Source organism: Aureisphaera galaxeae, from assembly GCF_028561275.1.
GTDB lineage: Bacteria > Bacteroidota > Bacteroidia > Flavobacteriales > Flavobacteriaceae > Aureisphaera > Aureisphaera galaxeae.
Genome location: NZ_JAQQTF010000002.1, coordinates 372111 through 394004, shown reverse-complemented (window position 1 = coordinate 394004; position 21894 = coordinate 372111). Strand labels below are relative to the sequence as shown.

Annotated in this window: 25 protein-coding genes; 10 read left to right on the top strand and 15 right to left on the bottom strand. The window is 42.0% G+C overall.

Going from position 1 to position 21894, the window contains the following annotated elements:
• Nucleotides 1-8: 8 nt before the first annotated feature.
• Nucleotides 9-551 (top strand): DUF1569 domain-containing protein, encoded by a 543-nt coding sequence (locus POV27_RS01535; RefSeq protein WP_272860966.1) that lies wholly within the window; start codon nt 9-11, stop codon nt 549-551.
• 4 nt (nt 552-555) lie between these two features.
• Here the strand turns inward: POV27_RS01535 and POV27_RS01530 are convergent, their stop codons facing one another.
• The 9 genes from POV27_RS01530 to mutY form a co-directional block, all read right to left on the bottom strand.
• A complete protein-coding gene (locus POV27_RS01530) occupies nt 556-1494 on the bottom strand; it encodes a hypothetical protein (protein WP_272860965.1) in 939 nt (312 codons plus the stop codon).
• A 153-nt stretch (nt 1495-1647) separates the two neighbouring features.
• Nucleotides 1648-1911, bottom strand: coding sequence for a 50S ribosomal protein L27 (rpmA, locus tag POV27_RS01525; protein WP_272860964.1), 264 nt, complete (start codon nt 1909-1911; stop codon nt 1648-1650).
• Nucleotides 1912-1947: 36 nt separating this feature from the next.
• The gene (gene rplU / locus POV27_RS01520) at nt 1948-2664 is read right to left on the bottom strand and encodes a 50S ribosomal protein L21 (protein WP_272860963.1); all 717 of its coding nucleotides are present in this window, start codon (nt 2662-2664) and stop codon (nt 1948-1950) included.
• 121 nt (nt 2665-2785) lie between these two features.
• Complete coding sequence (locus POV27_RS01515) at nt 2786-3223, bottom strand: DUF4199 domain-containing protein (RefSeq protein WP_272860962.1); 438 nt, start codon at nt 3221-3223, stop codon at nt 2786-2788.
• 67 nt (nt 3224-3290) lie between these two features.
• Nucleotides 3291-4193, bottom strand: a complete 903-nt coding sequence (locus tag POV27_RS01510; RefSeq protein WP_272860961.1) for a DMT family transporter — start codon at nt 4191-4193, stop codon at nt 3291-3293.
• 118 nt (nt 4194-4311) lie between these two features.
• Nucleotides 4312-4887: a gliding motility lipoprotein GldD gene (gene gldD / locus POV27_RS01505; protein ID WP_272860960.1), complete on the bottom strand. Its 576-nt coding sequence runs from the start codon at nt 4885-4887 to the stop codon at nt 4312-4314.
• Between the two features lie 10 nt (nt 4888-4897).
• Nucleotides 4898-6208 (bottom strand): gliding motility-associated protein GldE, encoded by a 1311-nt coding sequence (locus POV27_RS01500; RefSeq protein ID WP_272860959.1) that lies wholly within the window; start codon nt 6206-6208, stop codon nt 4898-4900.
• 21 nt (nt 6209-6229) lie between these two features.
• Nucleotides 6230-6709, bottom strand: a complete 480-nt coding sequence (locus POV27_RS01495) for a single-stranded DNA-binding protein (protein ID WP_272860958.1) — start codon at nt 6707-6709, stop codon at nt 6230-6232.
• 60 nt (nt 6710-6769) lie between these two features.
• On the bottom strand, nt 6770-7831 hold the full coding sequence (mutY, locus tag POV27_RS01490; protein ID WP_272860957.1) for an A/G-specific adenine glycosylase: 1062 nt from the start codon (nt 7829-7831) through the stop codon (nt 6770-6772).
• Nucleotides 7832-7967: 136 nt separating this feature from the next.
• On the opposite strand from mutY, the gene POV27_RS01485 reads away from it, so the two are divergent.
• A complete protein-coding gene (locus POV27_RS01485; protein WP_272860956.1) occupies nt 7968-8258 on the top strand; it encodes an HU family DNA-binding protein in 291 nt (96 codons plus the stop codon).
• Nucleotides 8259-8592: 334 nt separating this feature from the next.
• Nucleotides 8593-10137 (top strand): ribonuclease E/G, encoded by a 1545-nt coding sequence (locus POV27_RS01480; protein WP_272860955.1) that lies wholly within the window; start codon nt 8593-8595, stop codon nt 10135-10137.
• Nucleotides 10138-10181: 44 nt separating this feature from the next.
• Here the strand turns inward: POV27_RS01480 and POV27_RS01475 are convergent, their stop codons facing one another.
• Nucleotides 10182-10913 (bottom strand): energy transducer TonB, encoded by a 732-nt coding sequence (locus tag POV27_RS01475; protein ID WP_272860954.1) that lies wholly within the window; start codon nt 10911-10913, stop codon nt 10182-10184.
• A gap of 140 nt (nt 10914-11053) precedes the next feature.
• On the opposite strand from POV27_RS01475, the gene POV27_RS01470 reads away from it, so the two are divergent.
• The 7 genes from POV27_RS01470 (at nt 11054) to POV27_RS01440 (ending at nt 16564) form a co-directional block, all read left to right on the top strand.
• Complete coding sequence (locus POV27_RS01470; RefSeq protein ID WP_272860953.1) at nt 11054-11530, top strand: regulatory protein RecX; 477 nt, start codon at nt 11054-11056, stop codon at nt 11528-11530.
• 198 nt (nt 11531-11728) lie between these two features.
• Nucleotides 11729-12133, top strand: a complete 405-nt coding sequence (locus POV27_RS01465; RefSeq protein ID WP_272860952.1) for a hypothetical protein — start codon at nt 11729-11731, stop codon at nt 12131-12133.
• 120 nt (nt 12134-12253) lie between these two features.
• A complete protein-coding gene (locus POV27_RS01460; protein ID WP_272860951.1) occupies nt 12254-13675 on the top strand; it encodes a phenylacetate--CoA ligase family protein in 1422 nt (473 codons plus the stop codon).
• 16 nt (nt 13676-13691) lie between these two features.
• Nucleotides 13692-14303 carry a type 2 periplasmic-binding domain-containing protein gene (locus POV27_RS01455; RefSeq protein WP_272860950.1) on the top strand — a complete coding sequence of 204 codons (612 nt, stop codon included), beginning with the start codon at nt 13692-13694 and terminating at the stop codon, nt 14301-14303.
• Nucleotides 14300-15022 carry a phosphoribosylaminoimidazolesuccinocarboxamide synthase gene (locus POV27_RS01450; RefSeq protein ID WP_272860949.1) on the top strand — a complete coding sequence of 241 codons (723 nt, stop codon included), beginning with the start codon at nt 14300-14302 and terminating at the stop codon, nt 15020-15022. The genes POV27_RS01455 and POV27_RS01450 overlap by 4 nt, the downstream gene beginning before the upstream one ends.
• Nucleotides 15022-15711: an SDR family NAD(P)-dependent oxidoreductase gene (locus POV27_RS01445; RefSeq protein WP_272860948.1), complete on the top strand. Its 690-nt coding sequence runs from the start codon at nt 15022-15024 to the stop codon at nt 15709-15711. Before POV27_RS01450 ends, POV27_RS01445 begins: the two co-directional genes overlap by 1 nt.
• 1 nt (nt 15712) lies before the next feature.
• Nucleotides 15713-16564: an HAD family hydrolase gene (locus tag POV27_RS01440; RefSeq protein ID WP_272860947.1), complete on the top strand. Its 852-nt coding sequence runs from the start codon at nt 15713-15715 to the stop codon at nt 16562-16564.
• Here the strand turns inward: POV27_RS01440 and POV27_RS01435 are convergent.
• The 5 genes from POV27_RS01435 to POV27_RS01415 all read right to left on the bottom strand — a co-directional run bounded on the left by POV27_RS01435 (nt 16561) and on the right by POV27_RS01415 (nt 21893).
• The gene (locus POV27_RS01435) at nt 16561-17421 is read right to left on the bottom strand and encodes a cupin-like domain-containing protein (protein ID WP_272860946.1); all 861 of its coding nucleotides are present in this window, start codon (nt 17419-17421) and stop codon (nt 16561-16563) included. The two genes, POV27_RS01440 and POV27_RS01435, sit on opposite strands and share 4 nt — an antisense overlap.
• A gap of 99 nt (nt 17422-17520) precedes the next feature.
• On the bottom strand, nt 17521-18411 hold the full coding sequence (locus POV27_RS01430) for a fibronectin type III domain-containing protein (protein WP_272860945.1): 891 nt from the start codon (nt 18409-18411) through the stop codon (nt 17521-17523).
• 170 nt (nt 18412-18581) lie between these two features.
• Nucleotides 18582-19223: a fibronectin type III domain-containing protein gene (locus POV27_RS01425; protein ID WP_272860944.1), complete on the bottom strand. Its 642-nt coding sequence runs from the start codon at nt 19221-19223 to the stop codon at nt 18582-18584.
• 107 nt (nt 19224-19330) lie between these two features.
• Nucleotides 19331-20422, bottom strand: coding sequence for a biotin synthase BioB (gene bioB, locus POV27_RS01420; protein WP_272860943.1), 1092 nt, complete (start codon nt 20420-20422; stop codon nt 19331-19333).
• 70 nt (nt 20423-20492) lie between these two features.
• Nucleotides 20493-21893 carry a flotillin family protein gene (locus POV27_RS01415; RefSeq protein ID WP_272860942.1) on the bottom strand — a complete coding sequence of 467 codons (1401 nt, stop codon included), beginning with the start codon at nt 21891-21893 and terminating at the stop codon, nt 20493-20495.
• Nucleotide 21894: the final 1 nt, after the last annotated feature.

Here is a 21894-nt window from a genome sequence, read left to right as displayed (position 1 = left end):
GTCAAACTATGTGGAAAAAAATCACCTTAGCAGTCCTACTCCTAATCGTACTATTTGCGATCTATTCCAAATTTGCCATGAACACGACAAATCCCAATTTTTTAGACGATCATTTTGCCGAACTAGAGGCTAAAATCTCCTCAAGGGACGTTCAAAACGAAGACGTATCGAAGGTTCCTGTGGCTTGGCACTTGGACCATAGCTTAAAGACCATTAACGGCATTTATGATTCGTTAGAGGCTTCCAATCCGGAAGATTTCGACAGTAGTTTCAGTGCCATCCGAACCATGTCCCTTACAATGAATTTCATTCCTAGGGGAAGGGCAGAATCGCCAGCATCGGTTCGGCCGCCTGAGGTTATTGAGACAGAAGCCTTGTATGCGCAATTAACGCAAGCCCGGGAAAACATGAAAAAAGTGTTCGAATTGGATGAGAATGTACATTTTGAACATCCTGTTTTCGGCACCATTGCACGGGGAAATACCTTGCGATTTTTGGAAGTGCATACAGAGCACCACCTAAAAATCATGCGGGATATCCTTGGGGAATAAGCAATTACTGCTTAAGGAAAACCAAAGTTGCAGTCTCGCCTACCTCAAGATTGGTAACGGTTCTGGTAAGATTGTTGCTATCTGTAATATCGAAACGAATGGTGTTTTTACCAATGATTCCATTGGTCAAAGCAGTAACCTTTACCTCCACCCGATCTCGGTCCATTGGTATGGTAACTTTTCTGGAGCGTTTGGTAACCCCATAGTCTACTAAAATAGGAATGTCGTTTATGGAAAGATTGATCCTATCGTTATCAGAAACTTCTTCATCGTATATTAACATTGAAAGTTCATCATCCTTGGAAAATACATGAAGTACTTCATTGGTAGCCACGGTATTGATACGTATGTTATTGGCCTTACTCACTAAGCTTTTACTCTTTTCCTTAATTTTAATTCTGCTTTCTCGTTTAATTCTACTTTCTTGTTCAATTCTAGTTTCTTGTTCAATTCTATCTTCTTGCTTTATTCCTCCAGCCAATTCCACTTTGGGACGTTCCTTCTTTTTAAAAACAGGCCCTTTATTGGTCATTGAAATGACACCATTTATACATAGATCCCCGGTTTTGTACTTACTATTAAATTTCCCCCAAATTTCCTGTTGCTCCTTTCCTTCTTTCAAGGTTCCGTTAAAATGTATGTAACAGAAACCATCCAAAGACTTTGAGGACTTAGCAGTAAGGATTTCACTTTCGTAAAATTCAATTATTTTAGTTTTGTGATCTATAGAACCTGACACCAAAGATTTGGTTTCATATGCTCCATCCTGATCGGTAACGGAATATCCCTCAATGACTCCCTCTTCTTCATAAAAATGAATGCTATAGGTATACAATGATAACCCACTCAGTTTAATGACCCCTTCAAAAACATACTCGTCTTGGGCATTGAGTTTCTGAGAGAATAAACACAACAGAAAAATTAAAACAATGGATGATTTCATAGTTAAAAATAAAATCGGATTACAAGTATAATCAATATTTTGGGTATTTCGGAAGACATGGCGATCCTTAACCCTATCGTAATGAGCAAAAAATGAGAAAATAAAAAACCCCCAACCAAGGTTGAGGGTTCATTTTCGTATCGCTACTATGTTTTATGCTTCTCCGTGAGGAACAATAGAAACATAGGATTTGTTGTTCTTTTTCTTGGTGAACTTAACAACACCGTCCACTTTGGCGTGAAGGGTATGGTCTTTTCCACCGTATACATTCTCACCTGGGTGATGTGTATATCCTCTTTGTCTTACGATGATATTTCCAGCAACTGCTGCTTGACCACCAAAAATCTTAACCCCTAGGCGTTTCGATTCTGATTCGCGACCGTTCTTGGAACTACCAACTCCTTTTTTGTGAGCCATTTCTTTACGGTTTTATACGTTATACATTAGTGGAGCTTACGCCTTCCCACCGTCTAATTTATCTTGCAATTCTTTTAGTTCATCCCACTTGCCATCAGCAGCCAATTGGGCTTGTTGTGGCCAAGTATCTGGAACGTGGTTTCCACGAACTCCAGCGATGATTTCAGCGATATCTGCAGGTTTAGCTTTTGCCAAATCCGCAAACGTGGCAATACCAGCAGCAGTCAAAGTCTCAGCAATCTTAGGTCCAATCCCTTCGATTTTCTTAAGATCATCTCCTTTTGCAGCTTTCTTTGGAGCTGCCTTTTTAGCTGGTGCAGCCTTAGGAGCTTCTGCTTTAGGGGCTGCTTTGGTTTCTTTTTTAGCTTCGGCCTTTGGAGCTGCCTCTTTCTTAGCAGGAGCTGCCTTTTTAGCCTTTGCAGGAGCAGCTTTCTTAGCTCCAGAAGCAACAATGCTTTCAATTACGATTTCAGAAAGAGCTTGTCTGTGACCGTTCTTTACACGGTATCCCTTTCTTCTTTTCTTTTTGAAAACGATAACTTTATCACCTTTTAGGTGCTTCACGACTTTCGCTCCAACTTGAGCTCCGTCTATAGCCGGGGCGCCAATAGTCACCTTATCTCCGTCACCAATAAGAAGTACATTGTCGAAAGCGACTTTTTTTCCTTCTTCTGTGGTCAAACGGTTTACGTAGACTTTTTGGTCTTTCGCAACTTTGAATTGCTGCCCTGCTATCTCTACAATTGCATACATAGCGTAAACGTTTATAATGGTTTTTTAAAATCAATAGCCTTTACCCTATGGTAAAAGCGGGTGCAAATATAGGTGTAAAATTGAAAATGACAAAAGGTTTCCCCTTAAAAAACAGTGTTTTTCAGCGTCTTGGGTTCCATGATTCTTTTAGCAATTGCATAAAAGCCAATGTAAGCACAAAAGAAGTGGAAAAGCCCATGATGATTAAAGAGATGATCAATATAAGCGAACCTTTATTAAAGTTAAGGTTCCAAGAGTCTAAAATGGCCTCCGCAAAACGCGTATCGACCCAAAATATATAGCATGCCATGAAAGCTCCAAAAATCAAAGTGGCCAATCCGCCAGTAAAAAGTCCTAGTTGAAATCCATCCTGATATTTAAATTCCTTGGTACTCGCCTTGTAATTCTTTAAGGCAAAGAAAATCCCACCCCCGATAATGACCCCGTTCAATGCACTTAAAACAGGATACTTATGAAGCCCGATGATGTTGGTTAGTAGAAAATATCCAATAAGCGCTGCGGCAATCCCAAGACCGTATTTTATGTAGTACTTTCCCATGACTTTACAGATTTCGGTTTCTATAAATTTCGGGAAAAATTTTCAGAAAGCACTGAAAAAGAGGATATTAATTCGCTCTTTTGTTGGAAAGATACACCCCAAACAGGATAATTATCGCTGCAACCAATTGCAACCAACTAAAATGCTCTCCATCGATAACCCCCCACATAACAGCTACAATAGGCATGGTATATGTAACCGAGGAAGCAAAGACTGGGCTGGCAATGTGTACCAGTTTATTGAATAAGACTTTAGCAAGTGCCGTCCCAAACAAGGAGAGGATGACCACATACCAAAAAGATATTTGCATCTGTCGATCGCTCATGATCACATCGAAGAAACCAGTGTAATACAAAATGACAAAAGCGGGTACGATGATACACAAGAAATTTCCCGTAGTAATTGCCAATGCACTTACATTGCTCAAGTACTTCTTAATGATGTTTACATTAAATGCATACCCTATAGTCGCAATGATGATGAGCCCTCCATACCAATGATTGCGATCTGCAACCGCACTTTCATCTACTCCATTGCGGTGCATCCATATTCCTGCGAAGATGAGCAGAATGGTCCCCAAAAGTCCTATAAACACGCCCCAAACCTGTCTTCGGGTTACGCCTATACCAAATAATACGGCCCCTACAATCAAGGTGTTTAAAGGCACGGTGGAATTAAGGATGGAGGTAACACCACTATCGATATGATTCTGGGCAATGGCAAATAAAAAGGAAGGAAAAAAGGTTCCCAAAAATCCAGATATGGCTACCCATAGCCAATCTCGCTTCCCAATTTGCCGCATGCTTCGAAACCCTACGGAAAAGAGAAATATAGAAGTGAGTACGATACGCAATGACCCTAATTGATAATCGGTTAAGCCCACCAATCCCTTCTTAATAAGTATGAAGGAACTTCCCCAAATAAGGGAGAGAATAAGAAGATAAAACCACTTGAGGGTGTAGTTATTCATGGTCAGCTTTCAAGAAACAAAATTGGGAAATAAATTGAACCTGTAAATGGGCTATAATATAACTTTAACAATACCAGATTGCCTTGCTTAGATACGCAATAGGTCGTGAGGTTGCTTCCTACTCCTCCCAACTAATGGTTTCCATAATGCGACGGATGTCATCCCGCAAATACACCACTGCCGGGTAAATAGAATCGAAATTGGGCTTAGATTCAAAATAAAGGGATCCCGTCACGAAATGATTCAAGCTGTCCGTCACATAAAATTGCGACTGGGTAGCGGCATCTCCATTAATCATATAGAACATTCCATACACCTTATTGATGGAATCCACCCGTGGCTGCTCAAAAATTTCATTGGCCTTCACTGTATGATCGTAGGTTAACTTTTGAGCGTCCTGCAATAACTTTTTCAGGTTGTCTTTCTGTACAGGTTGATAGGTAAGGTACACCGTCGCCCTCATATGCGGATACTCCAAGTTAATCCCACAACCTCTCTTTTTCACCAGTCGGGATAAGTGATTCTTCTCGAACGAATATGGGCATTTCGTAGAAACGCTATCGTATTTTGCCAAATCATAATCCAACCGCAATTTGGAAGCAGGCTTTACGATCACCTCATCGCCACATGCCGCAAAGCAGAGCAACAATACAATCGCAAGGAATCCTCCCAATAGATTTCTCAATTTCAACATACAGATGGATTTAAGCTTTGGGGTTTATCGATAGTTTAATGCGTTTTATTCGTTTGTTCTCGAATGCCTCTACCGTAAACGAATAATTATGGAAAGTTATTACTTCTTTCTTCTTTGGGAACCCTTTAGAGATTTCCAACAAGAACCCAGCTAAGGTTTCGGCTTCTCCCTTTACCTCTTCGAAAGGTTCGATTTCCTCTAATTTAATGGCCCTGTAGAAATCTTTGATGGGCGTCTTCCCTTCGAACACATATGTCGTATCGTCCAGTTTGGAGAATTCCAGATCGTCATCATCGAACTCATCGCTAATATCCCCTACAATCTCTTCAATAATATCTTCCAGAGAAATTAATCCGCTGGTTCCGCCGTACTCATCTACCACGATGGCCAAGTGCATTTTACGGTCTTTGAATTCATTCAGCAAATCGTCCAACTTCTTGTTCTCTGGAACAAAATAGGCTTCTCTTTTCAACGATAACCAATCCAATTGTTTCCGATCTAAATGAGGCAGTAAATCCTTCACGTACAGCACTCCGGTAATATTATCAATGCTTTCTTTATAAACAGGGATCCGTGAGTATCCCTTGGCAATAATTTCTGGCATGATTTCGATATAGGACGACTCTTCGTTCAGTGCGAAAATATCCATTCGAGGGCGCATGACATTCTTGGTATCGGTATTTCCAAAAGTAACAATCCCCCTCAGTATTTTCTGTTCTTCTTGGGTGGTATCTTCTTCCGAGGTAAGCTCCAATGCCTGCGATAATTGATCTACACTAATGTTCGATTTATGCTTCCCAAATCGATCTTCCATAAACAGGGTGATGGAACGCATAGGGTTGCTAAGTGGAGCGAACAGAGTGCTCAATACATTAATAGGGTAAGCCATAAAGGTGGAAAAAGAGATCTTGTTCCTGCTGGCGTAGATCTTCGGCAATATTTCACCAAACAAAAGGATTAGGAAAGTAACCCCTACCACCTTTAGTAAAAATCGGGTGTACTTATCTGCAATTCCTTCAAAATACGGATCGAATAGCGTTGCGAACAAAAGTACAATTGCGATGTTAATAAGGTTGTTGGCCACCAAGATCGTAGCCAACAATTTCTTGGGCTTGGACAGCAACTTCTCTACCAACTCAAGACGCCTAGAGGGCTTTCCATCCTTGGGATCGAAATCGGTCGGGGCCAAAGAGAAAAAGGCCACTTCTGCGCCCGAAATAAGGGCGGAGCAAACCAACAAAATGAATAAGAATACAATCCCGGAAATCTGAGAGAGACTCAGTAACGAAATAAAAAGTAAGCTAGGAGGTTCTGGATCCAAATTCCCGAATTTCGTTTAACATTAGAACGGCAGATCGTCATCCTCTTCCCCTATCGGTTCCTGAACCGGATTCGCCTGTGGTTGCGCAGGAGAAGGAGTTACTGGGTTCACAGGTTGACTAGTGCCCTGTGAAGGAACTTGGCCACCCATCATATTGCTTTCGTTCTTTGGGGTAAGGAATGTAAAATCGGTGCATTGAATTTCGGTACTATACCGGTCGTTCCCTTGCTCGTCCTGCCACTTTCGTGTCTTAATACGGCCTTCGATATACACCTTATCCCCTTTCTTTAGGTACTTTTCACAAATCTCTGCGCCTTTATTGCGTACCACAATATTGTGCCACTCGGTATTGGATACCCGCTCGCCTGTTGTTCTATTGGTATAGGTTTCGTTGGTCGCCAAAGGGAATCTTCCAATACAACCACCACCTTCAAAATAAGTCATTTTTACTTCATCTCCTGTATGCCCTATCAGCATGACTTTGTTCAATGTTCCACTCATGGTTTAATTCTAAAATTCTGATTTACAAAAGTACATATTGTAAAAATAAATATACGTTTTTTATCCGTGGAATGCTCCAAATGCCTGAATGAAATTTCCGATCAGAATGGGAACGGGATATTTTTCCACTTCAGAAAATTCGATTCCATTTTCCACAGCACTTGCCTCGGCAATCCAGAAGCGCGTATGCAGATGCTTATGCGAAAGTTTGTGAACTATGGTTTCCGTATTGAAAAGGGTAATCTCCTCAATACCAAACTTTTCTTTCAGTGTTTGATATTCGGATAGTCCCTCCAGTTTTTTAGTATTCATTTCCTTAGGGCTTTCCACCAACGGGAATTGATAAAGTTGTTGCCAAATCCCCTTTCCCGTTCGCTGTTCCAAAAAAGTAGTTCCATTATATATAGGAACAATATAATTGTAGTAGTGTGTTTTTATTTTGTTCTTCTGAAGTTTTACCGGAAGGGAGTCTACTCGTGTCTGAAGCCTTGCCTCGCAATGTGTATTGAAAATACAGGAATCGCAATCAGGGTTTTGGGGCGTGCAATGCCTGGCACCAAACTCCATAGCGGCTTGGTTGAAGGTACCGGGTTGCTTTTCGTCTATAAGTAATTGGGCCAACTCTTTAAACTCTTTTATACCGGCAACACTATTAATCGGAGTATCGATTCCGAACACCCTTGAAAGCACACGATATACATTGCCATCTACCACTGCTGTGGGGAGGTCGAAACAAATGGAACCAATGGCACTGGCCGTATAGTCACCTACGCCTTTTAAGGACAATAATTCTTTGTAGTTGTTTGGAAAGACACCTTCATATTTATCTACGATGGTCTGAGCGGTGAAATGTAAATTTCGAGCCCTGGAATAGTACCCCAATCCTTGCCACAATTTCAGTACTTTTTCTTCGGGAGCCCGTGCCAATTCGTAAACCGTAGGAAACGTTTCTGTAAACTTGAGGTAATATGGCATTCCTTGTGCGACGCGGGTTTGTTGCAAGATAATTTCGGACAGCCAAATGTGGTATGGATCGCGCGTTTCCCGCCAAGGTAAATTCCGTCCATTTTGTAAATACCACAAAATGAGTTTTTTAGAAAAAAAAGTTGTATTTTTTGGCATCCGGTAAATGTAAGCGTTATCTATTTATAATTTAACCAATTACGATTTGATTATTTGAAAGTAAAATGTTTATATTTGCCGTCTTGAAAAACGACCCAATTTGATTGTACTTATTTATTAATTTAAACTTAACAGAATGACAAAAGCAGATATCGTAGCAAGGATCTCGGAAAAACTAGGAATGGAAAAAGGAGACGTTCAAGCTACAGTTGAATCCTTTATGAGCGAAGTAAAAAATTCTCTTGAAAGCGGAGACAACGTATATCTACGTGGTTTTGGAAGCTTCATCATCAAGAAGAGAGCTGAGAAAACTGGAAGAAACATTTCGAAGAACACAACTATTAAAATTCCTGCACACAACATCCCCGCTTTTAAGCCAGCTAAAGTATTTGTGGAAGGAGTTAAGACCAACGTCGAAGTAAAGTAATAACCAATAGGGTCCCACAGTAGCCTTGTGGGACTTCCATAAAAAAATCAATATGCCAAGCGGTAAAAAACGAAAAAGACATAAGGTTGCAACACACAAGCGCAAGAAAAGACGTCGCGCTAACCGCCACAAGAAGAAGTAGTTTTTAACTACTTTTTTCTTTTAGGAAACTAACTTATAAATCGTTCTTTGACAACGAAATCGAAATTAAAACACTCGATTTCTGCAGGTTTTACCCAGTCCGTTTACATGCGGACTACAAAATTCCTGTGATAAAATATTGTTTAATCCATTCCGAAACCCATATATGGGTACGGGATAAAAATCAAGCAACGTGAGCTACGAATTATTCATTAGATCCAGTTCACAAGAAGTTGATTTTGCCCTTTTAAAAGATGGAAAACTAGTCGAACTTCACAAAGAAGAGGAAAACAATAAGTTCTCCGTTGGTGACGTGTTTATCGCCAAAATACGGAAAACTGTTCCCGGACTCAATGCCGCATTTGTTAATGTAGGCTACGAAAAAGATGCATTCTTGCACTATCATGATCTGGGACCCAAAGTCCTTTCTTTGCTCAAGTTCGTAAAACGTGTAAGCACAGGTAAACTAAGAGATTACTCTTTAAAAAATTTCCCATTTGAGAAGGAGATTGATAAAAACGGAGGCATAAACGATGCCCTTAAAAACAATCAATCCATTCTTGTTCAGATCGTTAAGGAACCCATTTCCACCAAAGGACCACGTATTAGCTCCGAGCTTTCCATAGCCGGACGGTACATCGTCTTGGTTCCATTTTCGGATCGTGTTTCTATTTCACAAAAGATAGAGACCCGTGAAGAAAAAGACAGGCTTAAACGCTTAATCAATAGTATTAAGCCCAAAGGATTTGGTGTTATCATACGAACTGTAGCCGAGGGCAAAAAAGTAGCAGAACTGGATAGAGATTTACAAAATCTCGTAGATCGCTGGAACGCGATGTGCAAAAAGCTACGGGGAGCGCACCACCCTTCAAAGGTGTTAGGAGAGTTAAACAGAGGGGCATCCATTATTAGGGATGTTTTTAACGATTCGTTCTCTGCCATTCATATAGATGACGAAAACCTCTACCTACAAATAAAAGATTATGTGCAAGAAATTGCACCCAAAAAAGAGAATATTGTTAAGCTCTACGATTCTAGGGTTCCCATTTTTGAGAAGTTCGGGATCGAGAGACAAATAAAAACTTCCTTTGGTAAAACCGTCTCTGGAGCAAAAGGGGCTTATTTGGTGATAGAACACACCGAGGCACTGCACGTTATAGACGTGAACAGTGGTAACCGAAGCAATAAGTCTAAAACCCAAGAAGAAACCGCACTAGAAGTAAACCTCATAGCGGCCAGTGAAGTGGCCCGACAGCTTAGGCTTCGTGATATGGGCGGAATCATTGTAGTAGACTTTATCGATATGGGGAAACCCGAAAATCGAAAAGCACTCTACAATCACCTCCGGGACGAAATGAAAGACGACAAAGCGAAGCACAAAATTCTTCCCCCAAGTAAATTTGGCTTGGTTCAAATTACGCGCCAAAGAGTACGACCAGAGGTAAACATTAAGACCCGTGAAGAAAATCCAAATAATGGAGAAAGCGGTGAAGTGGAAGCCCCAATCGTATTGGTGCAAAAAATGGAAGAGGAGCTAAAACGCCTCTTCAACAAAGACTATAAAAAGGTAACCCTAAACACACATCCTTTTATAGCGGCCTTTTTAACCAAAGGCTTTCCATCTGTGCGAACCAAATGGTTCATGGAGCACAAAAAATGGGTTAAAATTTTACCTAGAGATGCTTACACATACCTCGAATACCACTTTCACGATAAAGATGGGAACGAGATTAAATAACTCAAAACCCTCCTTAGCTTCATGCGACGGAGGGTTTTTTATTTTTACCCTACTTCTACCTTAAACAAAATAGGTAACGCGTACAGCACTCCAACAGGTCGGCCCCGTTGTTTACCCGGTGTCATTTTGGGAAGTGACCGTACTACCTTAATCGCTTCTTCCTCCAATTTTGGATGTGGGGCACGTGCACGCACATTCACCACATCTCCTTTATGGTCTATTTTAAACATAACATTAATGCGTTGTTGTCCCTCTAGCCCCAAGTCATTGGCCAGTTCGGTATTGAAGTTCACTTGCACAAACTGCATAATACGATCTGCCATACATTTCTTTTGAGCGGCATTGTCACTCAACCCTTCGCAGCCTGGATAAATGGGCACATGCTCGATAACAGCGAAAGGGATATCTACAATCTCCTCCTCCTCTTCAAATTCCTCTATGGTTTCAATTTCAACAATTTCTTGGGTCTGATCCGTCTCGGTCGACTCAAAAACAGATTCCTCCACTTCTTCTGTATCTTCCACAACATTAATTACTTGAGGCAATGCCGCCATAGGCGGAGGTGGTGGTGGAGGCGGGATCACTTGTTGTGTTACAGGAATATCGCTTTCCAAATCGTCGCTTACGATCTGTACGGCTTGTGCTTCTTCTTGATGGTTAAAGGTTTTCAATTCTACCGATCTCCATGTAATGAATAATATGAACACAAGCCCGAGTAAGAAGAAAACCGTACTCCAGCGATGTAGACTTGCTTCGGGATTTTTCTTTAGTTCCATAATGCGAAGATTTAGTTAGTAACCTATGCTATCTCATGTTGAAATGTAGCTCAATATCCTCTCGAAAAATATGACCGAAATCAGTAATTCACTTATTTACAAAGCCATAGCATTATTATCGAAAAGTATATCTTCGCCCTGTGGAGAAACACAAGACCTACACGGTAACCGAAGCCAAAAGACGTTTACAACGCTACTGCGCCTATCAGGAGCGCTGTCATAAAGAAGTGGTCTCCAAGCTTAGGGAAATGCGTATGATACCGGATGCAATTGATCTTATTGTGCACAATCTCATTACCGAAGGTTACCTCAACGAAACCCGTTTCGCCCAAAGTTTTGCCCGTGGGAAATTCCACACCAAGAAATGGGGGCGAAATCGTATTGTTCGGGAATTGAAATTGCGGGATATTTCTAAATACAATATTACAATAGCCCTTAAGGAAATTTCTGAAAGTGAATACACGGCAACCTTCCACCAATTGGCCGAAAAAAGATGGGAACAATTAAAGGGGGAAACGGCTATCCTGCGGAAAAAGAAGAAGCTCGTCGATTATCTCCTGTACAGAGGATGGGAATCTTCCTGGGTGTGGGAAAAAGCCAACGAATTGTCCCAATAGCCTCCCAAAACTCCAAGAAGTACGGGTAAAACCCTAATTAATTTGGGGGTTTTCCCCTACATAACATGCTGATTATTAGCTACCTTTAACATCCTTTCTGTTTCACAAAGGCCTTTCGGGACAATTTCCCGGTTCCCATAAGCTAGAAACCTCCCCAATAAAGGATAAAATCGGACTAATCAATAAAATTTAAATATCATGGGGAAAAAAAGTGGAAAATACGATGCTTTTAGATCGATGCAACAAGAGGCTGGAGAAATCAGCCGATTTCAAGCCAATGAAAGTGCATTAATGAATGAAATAGCGGCCGCAGAGCCTGCTATGATTAGCGAATTGCTAGCGGCAGAACCCGCTATGCTCGAAAAAATTATTTCTGCCGAGCCTACTATGCTTACGGAAATCGCCGCTGCCGAACCTGTTATCCTAGGAAACCTATTGGCCGCAGAGCCTACCCTATTCTCGGAAATCGCTGCTGCAGAACCCGCAATGATTGGGGAAATTGCAGCCGCCGAACCTGTGGTTTTCTCGGAAATTGCAGCCGCGGAGCCTGTTGCTTTCGGAAAAGCACTTTCTAAAGTTATTTCAGAGATTGCAAAGCCATAACAAACCTGCTTAGCATCTAGGGGCAAGGCAGTGCTAACTCCATTTTCTTGCCCTTTTTCTTTTGTTCAGAATGTATAACCTCCTATGCGCCTTGTGTGTACTGGGATAGTTTTGCCAATCATGAACCCCGATATATTTTTAGAACATATACAACAACTACCAGATAAACTGGCACCCGAAGATGTAGGGTCCCATGTTCTTGCGCCGCTGTTTTCGCATATCATCGCCGAGCCTTTAAAATATGAGCAAGCCTTTGCTCCCCTTAGAGACAAATTGCTCGACCTTACGGTACGAATGGCACAAATGCATGCGCCCTATTATAAGAACATCCCAACAGAAGGCATTTGTTGGTCGTTGGAACGTCTTTCTGAAATCACTCCCATTCGTAAATCGGATTTATACGAACATCAAAAAGAAATCTTATCGGCCATTACCACCTTCGGTTTCGTATCCTTCACCACAGGTACTACAAATCAACCACCTTTGCTTATTGAACGTTCACAAGAAGAACAGTTATACCTGCAGAATTTCTTTAATCTTTTACAAAGCAAGGCACATGAAATCGACCCAAAACCTTTAGGCATCGCCGAAGGCTCCATGAACCATGGTTCTGTACTTCGATTGCCCGGAGTGGGATATAGCTTTATGATTGAGCTCACCAAGGACTACGGCATCATCCGTACCGCTTGGCTATTACAAAACGAATTTCACTTCAAGGGATATGAAAGTAAGGTAAGTCATTTACAAACCACTGTTATGGGGCTTTGTTATCTGCATCAGTATTTAGTTGAAAACAATATTGAAATCCCAAAAGGGCAACTGAACAACATTACAGTCTTTGGATGGCCCATCCCGAAAAGTCGACGGAAAAAAATGGAATCCTTTTTCGGAATTTCCATCAATGATAATTATTCCATGTCCGAAATGTTCGGGGGAGCGCGCTATTGTCATGATTGCGATGGCTATCATTTCGACCCTTTCGTCGTTCCCGAATTGATCGATCTAAACACAGGAGAAACACTTTCTGAAGGCACAGGGGAATTACTGCTCACACCGCTTTTTCCATTCACACAACGATTCGTTTTACTTCGCTACCGAACTGGGGATTTGGTCGATGTAGTAAAAACAAATTGCCCTAAGGGTAGCTTGGCATATCGGTTCAGGGGACGTCTAAAACGCTGCTTAAAAATTGAAGATTCCACCTATTTGGGTGAGGCCGAAATGGCCAAAGCCATTGATGAAATTGAAGCCATAAACCGAGCGGATACGCACTTCCGGATTTTTGAGGATAACAACAAAAACAACTGGCCTTTGTTCAAAATGAAGCTGGATAAAGGCAACTTGATCCTTCGGTTCGAACTTGCTTTCGACCCAGAGACGGATCCTTCAAAAACGGAAGCAGTGAAAAAACGCATTCAGAAGAAAATCGATGAAGAATTGCCAGATTCCATCACCTCCTGGATGCATCAAAATTCAGAAAAAATAATATTTCAATTCATTCCTCCCAACACTTTGGAAGGGCGGGACTATTGGAATTTGTAACGAGAAACCAAACGCCATGAAAAGAATCGGGATAGCAAAAGGACGGGGACTGGATAAGTGCATTGCGCTTTTGGGAAATCCAGAAGTGTACAAGGCCATCATGGAAGAGGACCGACTTCATTATAAAGACGATACGATGGAGGTGGTTATCGTTCGTGGTGCCGACCTTGCTTATGCCGCCAAAAACAATTTCATAGACATAGCAATTGGCAGTCAATTACTGTTCGCCGAAAACATCATCCATAAAATGCAGTACATGGGGGCATTACCCATAAGTGACTGCCGCCTATCGCTTATAGGAAAAGCCGACAGCACGCTACAGGATGTTCGTATTGTAGGGACCCGCTACCCTAGAGTTACCGTGGGAAAGCTCAACAAGCTGAACTTACATCCCGAAATTATGGAACTCTCGGGCTGCCTAGAATCTTGGCTTCTTAATGATAGCTGCGATGCCATTGTGGATGTCATTAAAACCGGAAATACCATTGCCCTCTACAATTTCAAGGAGCTAGTGCGATTGGCTCCTGTGGAACATGGAATATGGCTGAATAACGAAAGGGAAGACCTCCAAACTTTCGTTTCGGAAGTACGACAAGGAAAACTATCCAAATACAACCTGATTCAATGAAAACAATAGACATTACCGAAATACTCGCCAAAGAACCTATCGTAAAAGGCAAAAGCAAGCATCTTTTTCATTACGATGACAATCACTATATCGCTAGGTTGATCCCTTCATTATCCAGCTTTACCTACAACCGATATGAGATGGTGGAGAAAACGGATGCCCTCCGATTGGACTTTTACGAAATGGCTGTGCAGCGGCTCAACAATCAAGGTATTAAAACAGCGTTTGTAGAACGGGTCGACGAGGTTACCTACCTTACAAGAAAATGCTCCAATCCGCCCTTTGAAGTTATTGTAAAGAATTTTGCCGTGGGTTCTACTCTTAGAAAATATCCGGGTTTGTTCCCCGAAAATGCACCTTTTAATCCGCCCATCGTAAAGTTCGATTACCGTATCGATCCAGAAGATCAACCCATCGCAGAAGATTACCTTAGGGCCTACGGTGAAGATCCCGATGCTTTGAAAAGAATTGCTCTACAAACGAACGAAATACTATTAGGATGGTTAAGTCCATCCGTATTGGTGGATTTCTGTCTCATCTTCGGAAAGAATGCCGAAGGGGATATTTGCATCACTTCCGAAATTTCTCCAGACTGTATGAGGTTGAAATCACAGACCGGGGAATCGTTGGACAAGGATTTATTCCGACAAGGGAAAAGCCATGAGGAAATCATTGCCATTTGGACACAACTCATTCAACACATGAAAGCACATTCATAATGGAAAAAACAATGCTCATAACGGGTTCCAATCGAGGAACGGGATACGGTATCGCCCAATATTTTCATAATAAAGGCTTTCGTATCGTTTCTTTAAATAAAACATTGAAAGAGGAACCTTGGTTGGGCGAAATTGAATGCGACCTAAGCAAGCGCGAAGATGTCATTGCCGCTTGCAAACTTATTTCTCACAACCATAACAGAATCGATGTCTGTGTTCTCAATGCCGCCATTAGACGGCTTTCTTATATTGAAGAATTATCGGAAACCGACTGGGAAGATTCGGTAAGTACCAACTACTCCTCCATTTTTTATATGCTGAAGTATTTACTGCCTCTTTTCAAAGTCTCCAATACCTACACCATCGTCATGGGAAGTCATGCGGGATCCCATTATTTTGAAGGGGGCGCTGCGTATTGCAGCACGAAAGCTGCTTTAAAAGCCCTTGTGGAGGTTTTCATACAGGAAACTAGGGAATATGGTATGCGGACCACTTTTATTAATGCAGGAGCCATTAATAATCGTCCCAAAGGGAATGAAGACAAAAAGATGCAACCCGAAAGCATTGCCCGTTTCCTATTCGATTTGGTACATTCGAATCCGGAAATCATCTTTGGGGAAATAGAATTGAGACCTGCCCTCCCCTTAAAATCGAATGAGCAGGGAATCTCCAAACTACAATACATCTAGCATGGCAACAATTTCTAATGGTATATTCTTTTCCGATTTAGACGGCACCCTGCTCAACCAAGAAGCACGGTTGTCGGATACCAGTTATGCCCTTATTACAGAACTGTTGCAAAAGGGCCTTCGCTTCGGAATTGCCAGTGCAAGGAATCTGGATACTATACAAACCATGATGCGGGGGTTGGAAATAAGTTTGCCTGTAATAAGTTTAAATGGGGCCTATATTTCGGATATAAAAACAAAAAGGCACTTACAGATCAATGATATTAATGGGACGGTAAAACAGGATCTTTTTCAATACATCGACAAGAATGAAACAGGCGTGTTTCTCTCCACCCATAAAAATGGAAAAGACGCCATATCGCATATCTATCTTCAAAATGAGGGAGAACAATGGTACGTGCAGGATCGTAAGGGCAGTCCGCGACAACAAATCGAAGGGATTGATCGCCTAAGTAGTTTGGACTCCCATAAAATTACTTGCTTCACCTTTGTAAACAGAAAAGAAAAGCTAAAGGATCTTCACGATTACCTACAAGAACATCACGGATCGGAAACGGAGTTGCATTTATTCGAAAATATGTATTCAAGAGGTTGGTTCTGGCTTACGGTTCACAGTGCTCGAGCCACAAAATCCAACGCGATAGCCCACATATTAGAACACTACAACCTTTCTGAAAAGCATCTAACCGTATTTGGGGATGGCATGAACGACCTTCCCATGTTCGAGCTGGCCCATACAGCAGTGGCCATGAGCAACGCTCAAGAAACCGTGAAGCAAAAAGCGGATGTGATTATTGGCAACAACAATGAAGATAGCGTAGCTAAATATTTGGTAGAAAGGGTGGCTCCTTAAAGTCCTAGCTTAGCATGCGTGCGTGTAACCGCTTTTTCATTCTTCGCATCGATCCAAGCCTGTCCTTTCCAACGGCGCATCATATTGTCGAAATGGCGCATCCAGAAAATATTATAGATGGCTTTTCCTAAGTTTTTGGGATTTCGGGCAATGGCACGTAAACTCATAGAAAAACCAGGCGTAACATAGCGCATATAATGCCAATAGCCTTCGGGCATATACAGGACGTGTCCGTGCTCTAAATTCCCCACAAATCCTTTGGCCTTTTTTAAAGCTGGCCATTTGTTGTAATCCGGATTTTTGAAATCGATATCCTCCCGAACGATAAGAGAATGTGGGATTTTATATAAATAATTGTTCTGTTTCTGATCGAATAGGATGACTTGTTTCTTTCCATGGAAGTGGAAATGGAAAATATTGGCCAAATCGATGTCGTAATGCATGAAGGTGTAACTGTCTTCTCCACCAAAAAATAGCATGGGGAGGCCTTTCATGAGTTTCAATCCGAAATCGGGGTAGGAGAAATCGTTTTGTAGCTCAGGAATCTCTTTCAGGATATTCCAAAGGAAGATACGATAACGTGTAGGTTCTTTTTTGAGGAGTTCTACATACTGGCTCATCTTCATTTCAGCATGCGCTTGGTTAAACCCTTCATCGTGACGTACAGGCCGATCATCGTATAGGGGCACCACTTTATCCCCACCTATCTCAGCCATATAATCCAGGTTCCATTTCTGAATGGCCGGCCAGTCATTCACATAGTTTTCTATGATGACAGGCTTTTGAGGTCTAAAGTAATTTTTAATGAATTCTTCCTTGGTAATGGAAGACACCCTATCTATTTCTCGTAACTGCATAAATGAAAAAGTAGGGCAAATTACAAAACTTTGCAATAATCCCACCAATACCAATCAGCACAAAAATCTAACGAAAGGAAAATGGGCTTTTTTTGCGGTCTAATTTTCGGTGGTGATCACCAACGGGCCAACGTTATTGCTAAACCCTTCAGAACCGCAATTCGCTCTCAAGTAAAACTCGTATGTGGTACCAGAAGACAATCCCGTGATCTCAACATCCGAAATAGAGGTTGGCACTACGGTACCTGTTCCCAATTCGAACCCAACCAATCCATATTCTACTTCAAAAGCCGTTTCTAGGGCAGACCAAGAAAGTCCGACTGCCGTATCGGCTACATACCATATACCAAAAAATTCTGGCGTTCTACAAGAAGTGTCTGTAGTAAATTGTATGGGTTGTGTGTAAATAGGTAATGAAGAACCTCCGCAAAGTGACACTAAGTAAACATCGTATGTTGTATTGGGCGTAAGACCTGTAAGTTGAAATTGTCCAAGCTGAATATCCATTAAAGTGCCACTACCAATTGTGAAACCTGTAGGGCCGTATTCAACTTGGTAGCTCTCAGCAAAACCTACATTATAGTTTATTGCCGCTGTAACATCAGTAATGGAAAACGCATCTGCCCCGGTAGCTGGAATGCATTGTAGCGTAGAAAAGCTTATGGGTGTGGAAAAACTACTTTCTCCTCCATTGCCGCAATTCGCCTTAGCATAGATCTCATAATCTGTACTTGACATGAGATTATTGATATCAACGGATTGAGACGCGGTTATCTCTATCCCCGATCCTTGGGTAAATCCAGCCTCTCCATACTCAAGGGTTACCGAAGAAGCATCGGCTTGTGTCCAAGATACGGTTACAGAAGAAAGTCCTTCGTTGGATATTGTGATAACTGGAATGTCACATTGTGAATTACTGTTACCAGCATCGTCCGAGGAACAGGCTGCCAATAGCGTTAAGAATAGAAGGGAAAAAATACCGTTTTTCATAGTTTGCCAATTTGATCGAGCGAAAGTAATCAAAAAAAGAATCTGCCAAACACAGATTCTTTCTTGTTAGTCTATTTTCTTTAATCTTTTCAAATATTCAATGCAAAAAAAAGCGCAGCAGACCATAGCGAATCCACTGCGCTCAGGCACATGGCAAAATCGATAGCTAATTAATTGCCATCTGTTGTTACAACCAGTTGCTGGCTGTATTCGCTAAATCCATTGGTACCGCAATCGGCACGTACATAGATTTCATAGGTCATTCCGGGCAGAAGTCCCGTAATTTCATAATTGGGAACGGTGGTAGCCTGTGGGGTTCCACTTCCCGGGATATACCCAATGTTGCCAAATTCCACCTGCCAGGCTGTTTCGTTGTTTTCATCCCACGTAAGCTCTATGGTGGTATCGCTTACGGTTACCAACGCCAAATTGGTGGGCCTGTTACATAATTCTACGGTTTCCAAGGTCTGAAAAAGTGCAGAAACATAATCGCTAAATCCGTCACTTCCGCAATTGGATCGCAAGAAGACTTCATAGGTAGTAGAAGGTTCTAAATTCTCAATAAGGAATTCCGTTTGTGAGGTTTGGACCTTTTGTCCCGAACCCAATGTGAAGCCATTAGGTCCATATTCGAACTCAAAAGCCGATTCCCCTCCCGTATCCCAACTAAAGAAAGCGGAGGTACTGTTTACCTGATCAATAGAAAGGTTTTCTGCTTTAGAACAATTATTGTTGGTAGAATTAGAGTCATCATCGTTAGAGCAGCCAAACAAAAACGCACAAGCCACTGCTAACCAGAGCAGTTTTTTCATAAGTACAGGTTTTTAAGATTAGGTAATGTTTGGCAGGTACCTAGAACGTAAAAATTATCTTAAAAATTGTACGCGTTTGTGTTCCTTGCGGAAATCTGAAGGTGATTTTATTTTGCGGAAGCCTTCGTCTTTGCAGCTTCATTACGCTCTATCGTATGCCCAGGTCGGGTCCATTTTGGCTTTTCGCCCATGGATTCGAATTCCGAATCTTTTGCTTCCACGGTTTCCGGCTGTGCCTTTTTCACAAAAGGTTTTTGAGGGTTCAATCCCAATAATTGAAACATCTCCATATCCTCGTTCACATCGGGGTTTGGAGTGGTCAATAACTTATCCCCAGCAAAAATGGAATTGGCTCCTGCAAAGAAGCACATGGCTTGTCCTTCTCGGCTCATTTCTGTTCTACCGGCAGAAAGACGCACTTGGGTCTGTGGCATCACTATTCTAGTGGTAGCAACCATACGGATCATTTCCCAAATAGAAACGGGCTCCTGATTTTCCATCGGCGTTCCTTCTACCGCTACCAAAGCATTGATCGGCACGCTTTCCGGTTGCGGGCTTAAAGAAGCAAGCGCCACGAGCATTCCTGCTCGGTCTTCTGTAGCTTCTCCCATTCCTATAATTCCACCGCTACAAACTGTAACATTGGTTTTACGCACGTTGCCAATGGTATCTAAACGGTCCTGATAGGCTCGCGTAGAAATAACATCGGTATAGTAATCTTCGGAAGTATCTAAATTGTGATTGTATGCGTACAGTCCAGCTTCGGCCAAACGCTTGGCTTGGTTTTCGGTAATCATCCCAAGGGTACAACATACCTCCATATCCAACTTATTGATGGTACGAACCATTTCCAATACTTGATCGAATTCTTCCCCATCCTTCACGTTTCTCCAAGCGGCTCCCATACACACACGGGAACTTCCGCTGGCCTTTGCACGAAGCGCCTGGGCCTTTACGTGGGAAACGGTCATGAGGTCGTTTCCTTCTATGTCGGTATGATAACGTGCTGCCTGTGGACAGTAACCACAATCTTCGGGACAGCCCCCTGTCTTAATAGAGAGTAAGGTAGACACCTGAACCGTATTGGGATCGTGAAATTTTCTGTGAACGGTGGCTGCTTCATAAAGCAGTTCCATAATGGGTTTGTTGTAAATTTCTAATATCTCTTCCTTGGTCCAGTTGTGCTTTATCTCACTCATAGGGTTGTGAAAAAGACCTGCAAGAAATTCCCGCAGGTCTGTTTTTGTAATTAGTTATGCGACAAAAATACTATTCTTCTTCCGAAATATCCTCGGCATCCTCAATTTCTTTACCCTTCAAATAGTCGGGAAGTTGCATCCCAGCCATATTGAACATTTCCTGAAGCGGAGGTACTGCCCCGTACATGCCAGAAATGAAATTGGAGGTAGAAGTTTTACCGTTCTTGGAGTTTCCATTTTCCCAAACGGTTACTTTATCGATTTTGATATTCTTGATCGCCTCAGACTGAAGTTTCACCAATTCAGGTAATTTATCGGCTATAAGTAATAGTGCAGCATCCTGAGAATTATTTCCAGCAGCTTGTACGATCTTATCCAATCCTTCTGCCTGCTTGGTCAATATTTCAAAAATACCCTGTGCCTCGGCCTGAGCCTTGAAAAGGATAGCATCTGCCTCACCCTTTGCCTGTCTTCTAATCTTTTCGGCTTCCGCCTCGGCTTCAATCTCTACTTTCTTTTTATCGATTTCAGCTGGTACAATAATATCTGCCAATTGTGTACTACGTTCACGTTCAGCACGCGTAACCTCCGCTTCCTTTTCCGCCACATAGGACTCTTCCAATGCCTTTGCCGCCTGTACTTTCTCGGAAGCAATTGCGATACGCTCTGCCTCAGCTTCTTTCTGACGACGCTTGGCGTTAGAATTCGCCACATCGATTTTTGCAATATTCTCTCCGTCTACGGCTTTCGCATTGGCAGCGGCTACTTGCGTACGCTCATCCTGTACCGCATTTGCCTCTCCAATAGAACCATCCCTGTTCTTTTCGGCCACCGACTTACGTGCTTCGTTGATTGCATGCGCCGCAGCTTCCTTACCCAGTGCTTCAATATAACCGGATTCATCATGAATATCGGTAATATTTACGTTGATCAACTTAAGCCCTACTTTCTTCAATTCGGTTTCAACACTGTGCGAAATATTGCTCAAGAACTTGTCACGGTCGCTGTTAATTTCTTCAATGTCCATAGAAGCAACCACCAGACGAAGTTGTCCGAAGATAATTTCCATCGCCAAGTCCTGTACTTCTTGCAATCCAAGACCAAGAAGTCGTTCAGCAGCATTCTGCATTACGCCAGGTTCGGTAGAAATACCAATGGTAAAACGCGATGGTACGTTTACACGAATATTCTGTTTACTTAAGGCATTGACCAAATTCACCTCTATAGAAATAGGGGTTAGGTCTAAAAATTCATAGTCTTGGATAACCGGCCAGATGAAGGCCGCCCCTCCGTGAATACATCTTGCGGAGTTCCCGCTTCCCACTTTTCCGTACACAACAAGGATACGGTCCGAAGGACATCGTTTGTACCTTCTAATGAAGGCAATGATAATGATAAAGAAAAATAAAACGGCAAAACCAATTGCCAGGAGGGGCGCAAAGCCCTCCACTTGTAATGGTAGTGTTAACATA

Excerpts from the sequence above, each read along its gene's own strand:
- POV27_RS01510 (WP_272860961.1), bottom strand. The coding sequence starts at position 4,193 with ATGAATAACTACACCCTCAAGTGGTTTTATCTTCTTATTCTCTCCCTT.
- POV27_RS01430 (WP_272860945.1), bottom strand. The coding sequence starts at position 18,411 with ATGAAAAACGGTATTTTTTCCCTTCTATTCTTAACGCTATTGGCAGCC.
- POV27_RS01415 (WP_272860942.1), bottom strand. The coding sequence starts at position 21,893 with ATGTTAACACTACCATTACAAGTGGAGGGCTTTGCGCCCCTCCTGGCA.
- POV27_RS01485 (WP_272860956.1), top strand. The coding sequence starts at position 7,968 with ATGACAAAAGCAGATATCGTAGCAAGGATCTCGGAAAAACTAGGAATG.
- POV27_RS01475 (WP_272860954.1), bottom strand. The coding sequence starts at position 10,913 with ATGGAACTAAAGAAAAATCCCGAAGCAAGTCTACATCGCTGGAGTACG.
- bioB (WP_272860943.1), bottom strand. The coding sequence starts at position 20,422 with ATGAGTGAGATAAAGCACAACTGGACCAAGGAAGAGATATTAGAAATT.
- POV27_RS01450 (WP_272860949.1), top strand. The coding sequence starts at position 14,300 with ATGAAAACAATAGACATTACCGAAATACTCGCCAAAGAACCTATCGTA.
- rplU (WP_272860963.1), bottom strand. The coding sequence starts at position 2,664 with ATGTATGCAATTGTAGAGATAGCAGGGCAGCAATTCAAAGTTGCGAAA.
- POV27_RS01425 (WP_272860944.1), bottom strand. The coding sequence starts at position 19,223 with ATGAAAAAACTGCTCTGGTTAGCAGTGGCTTGTGCGTTTTTGTTTGGC.
- POV27_RS01495 (WP_272860958.1), bottom strand. The coding sequence starts at position 6,709 with ATGAGTGGAACATTGAACAAAGTCATGCTGATAGGGCATACAGGAGAT.
- POV27_RS01515 (WP_272860962.1), bottom strand. The coding sequence starts at position 3,223 with ATGGGAAAGTACTACATAAAATACGGTCTTGGGATTGCCGCAGCGCTT.
- POV27_RS01530 (WP_272860965.1), bottom strand. The coding sequence starts at position 1,494 with ATGAAATCATCCATTGTTTTAATTTTTCTGTTGTGTTTATTCTCTCAG.
- POV27_RS01465 (WP_272860952.1), top strand. The coding sequence starts at position 11,729 with ATGGGGAAAAAAAGTGGAAAATACGATGCTTTTAGATCGATGCAACAA.
- POV27_RS01455 (WP_272860950.1), top strand. The coding sequence starts at position 13,692 with ATGAAAAGAATCGGGATAGCAAAAGGACGGGGACTGGATAAGTGCATT.
- POV27_RS01535 (WP_272860966.1), top strand. The coding sequence starts at position 9 with ATGTGGAAAAAAATCACCTTAGCAGTCCTACTCCTAATCGTACTATTT.
- POV27_RS01440 (WP_272860947.1), top strand. The coding sequence starts at position 15,713 with ATGGCAACAATTTCTAATGGTATATTCTTTTCCGATTTAGACGGCACC.
- mutY (WP_272860957.1), bottom strand. The coding sequence starts at position 7,831 with ATGCCAAAAAATACAACTTTTTTTTCTAAAAAACTCATTTTGTGGTAT.
- POV27_RS01445 (WP_272860948.1), top strand. The coding sequence starts at position 15,022 with ATGGAAAAAACAATGCTCATAACGGGTTCCAATCGAGGAACGGGATAC.
- rpmA (WP_272860964.1), bottom strand. The coding sequence starts at position 1,911 with ATGGCTCACAAAAAAGGAGTTGGTAGTTCCAAGAACGGTCGCGAATCA.
- gldD (WP_272860960.1), bottom strand. The coding sequence starts at position 4,887 with ATGTTGAAATTGAGAAATCTATTGGGAGGATTCCTTGCGATTGTATTG.
- POV27_RS01460 (WP_272860951.1), top strand. The coding sequence starts at position 12,254 with ATGAACCCCGATATATTTTTAGAACATATACAACAACTACCAGATAAA.
- POV27_RS01435 (WP_272860946.1), bottom strand. The coding sequence starts at position 17,421 with ATGCAGTTACGAGAAATAGATAGGGTGTCTTCCATTACCAAGGAAGAA.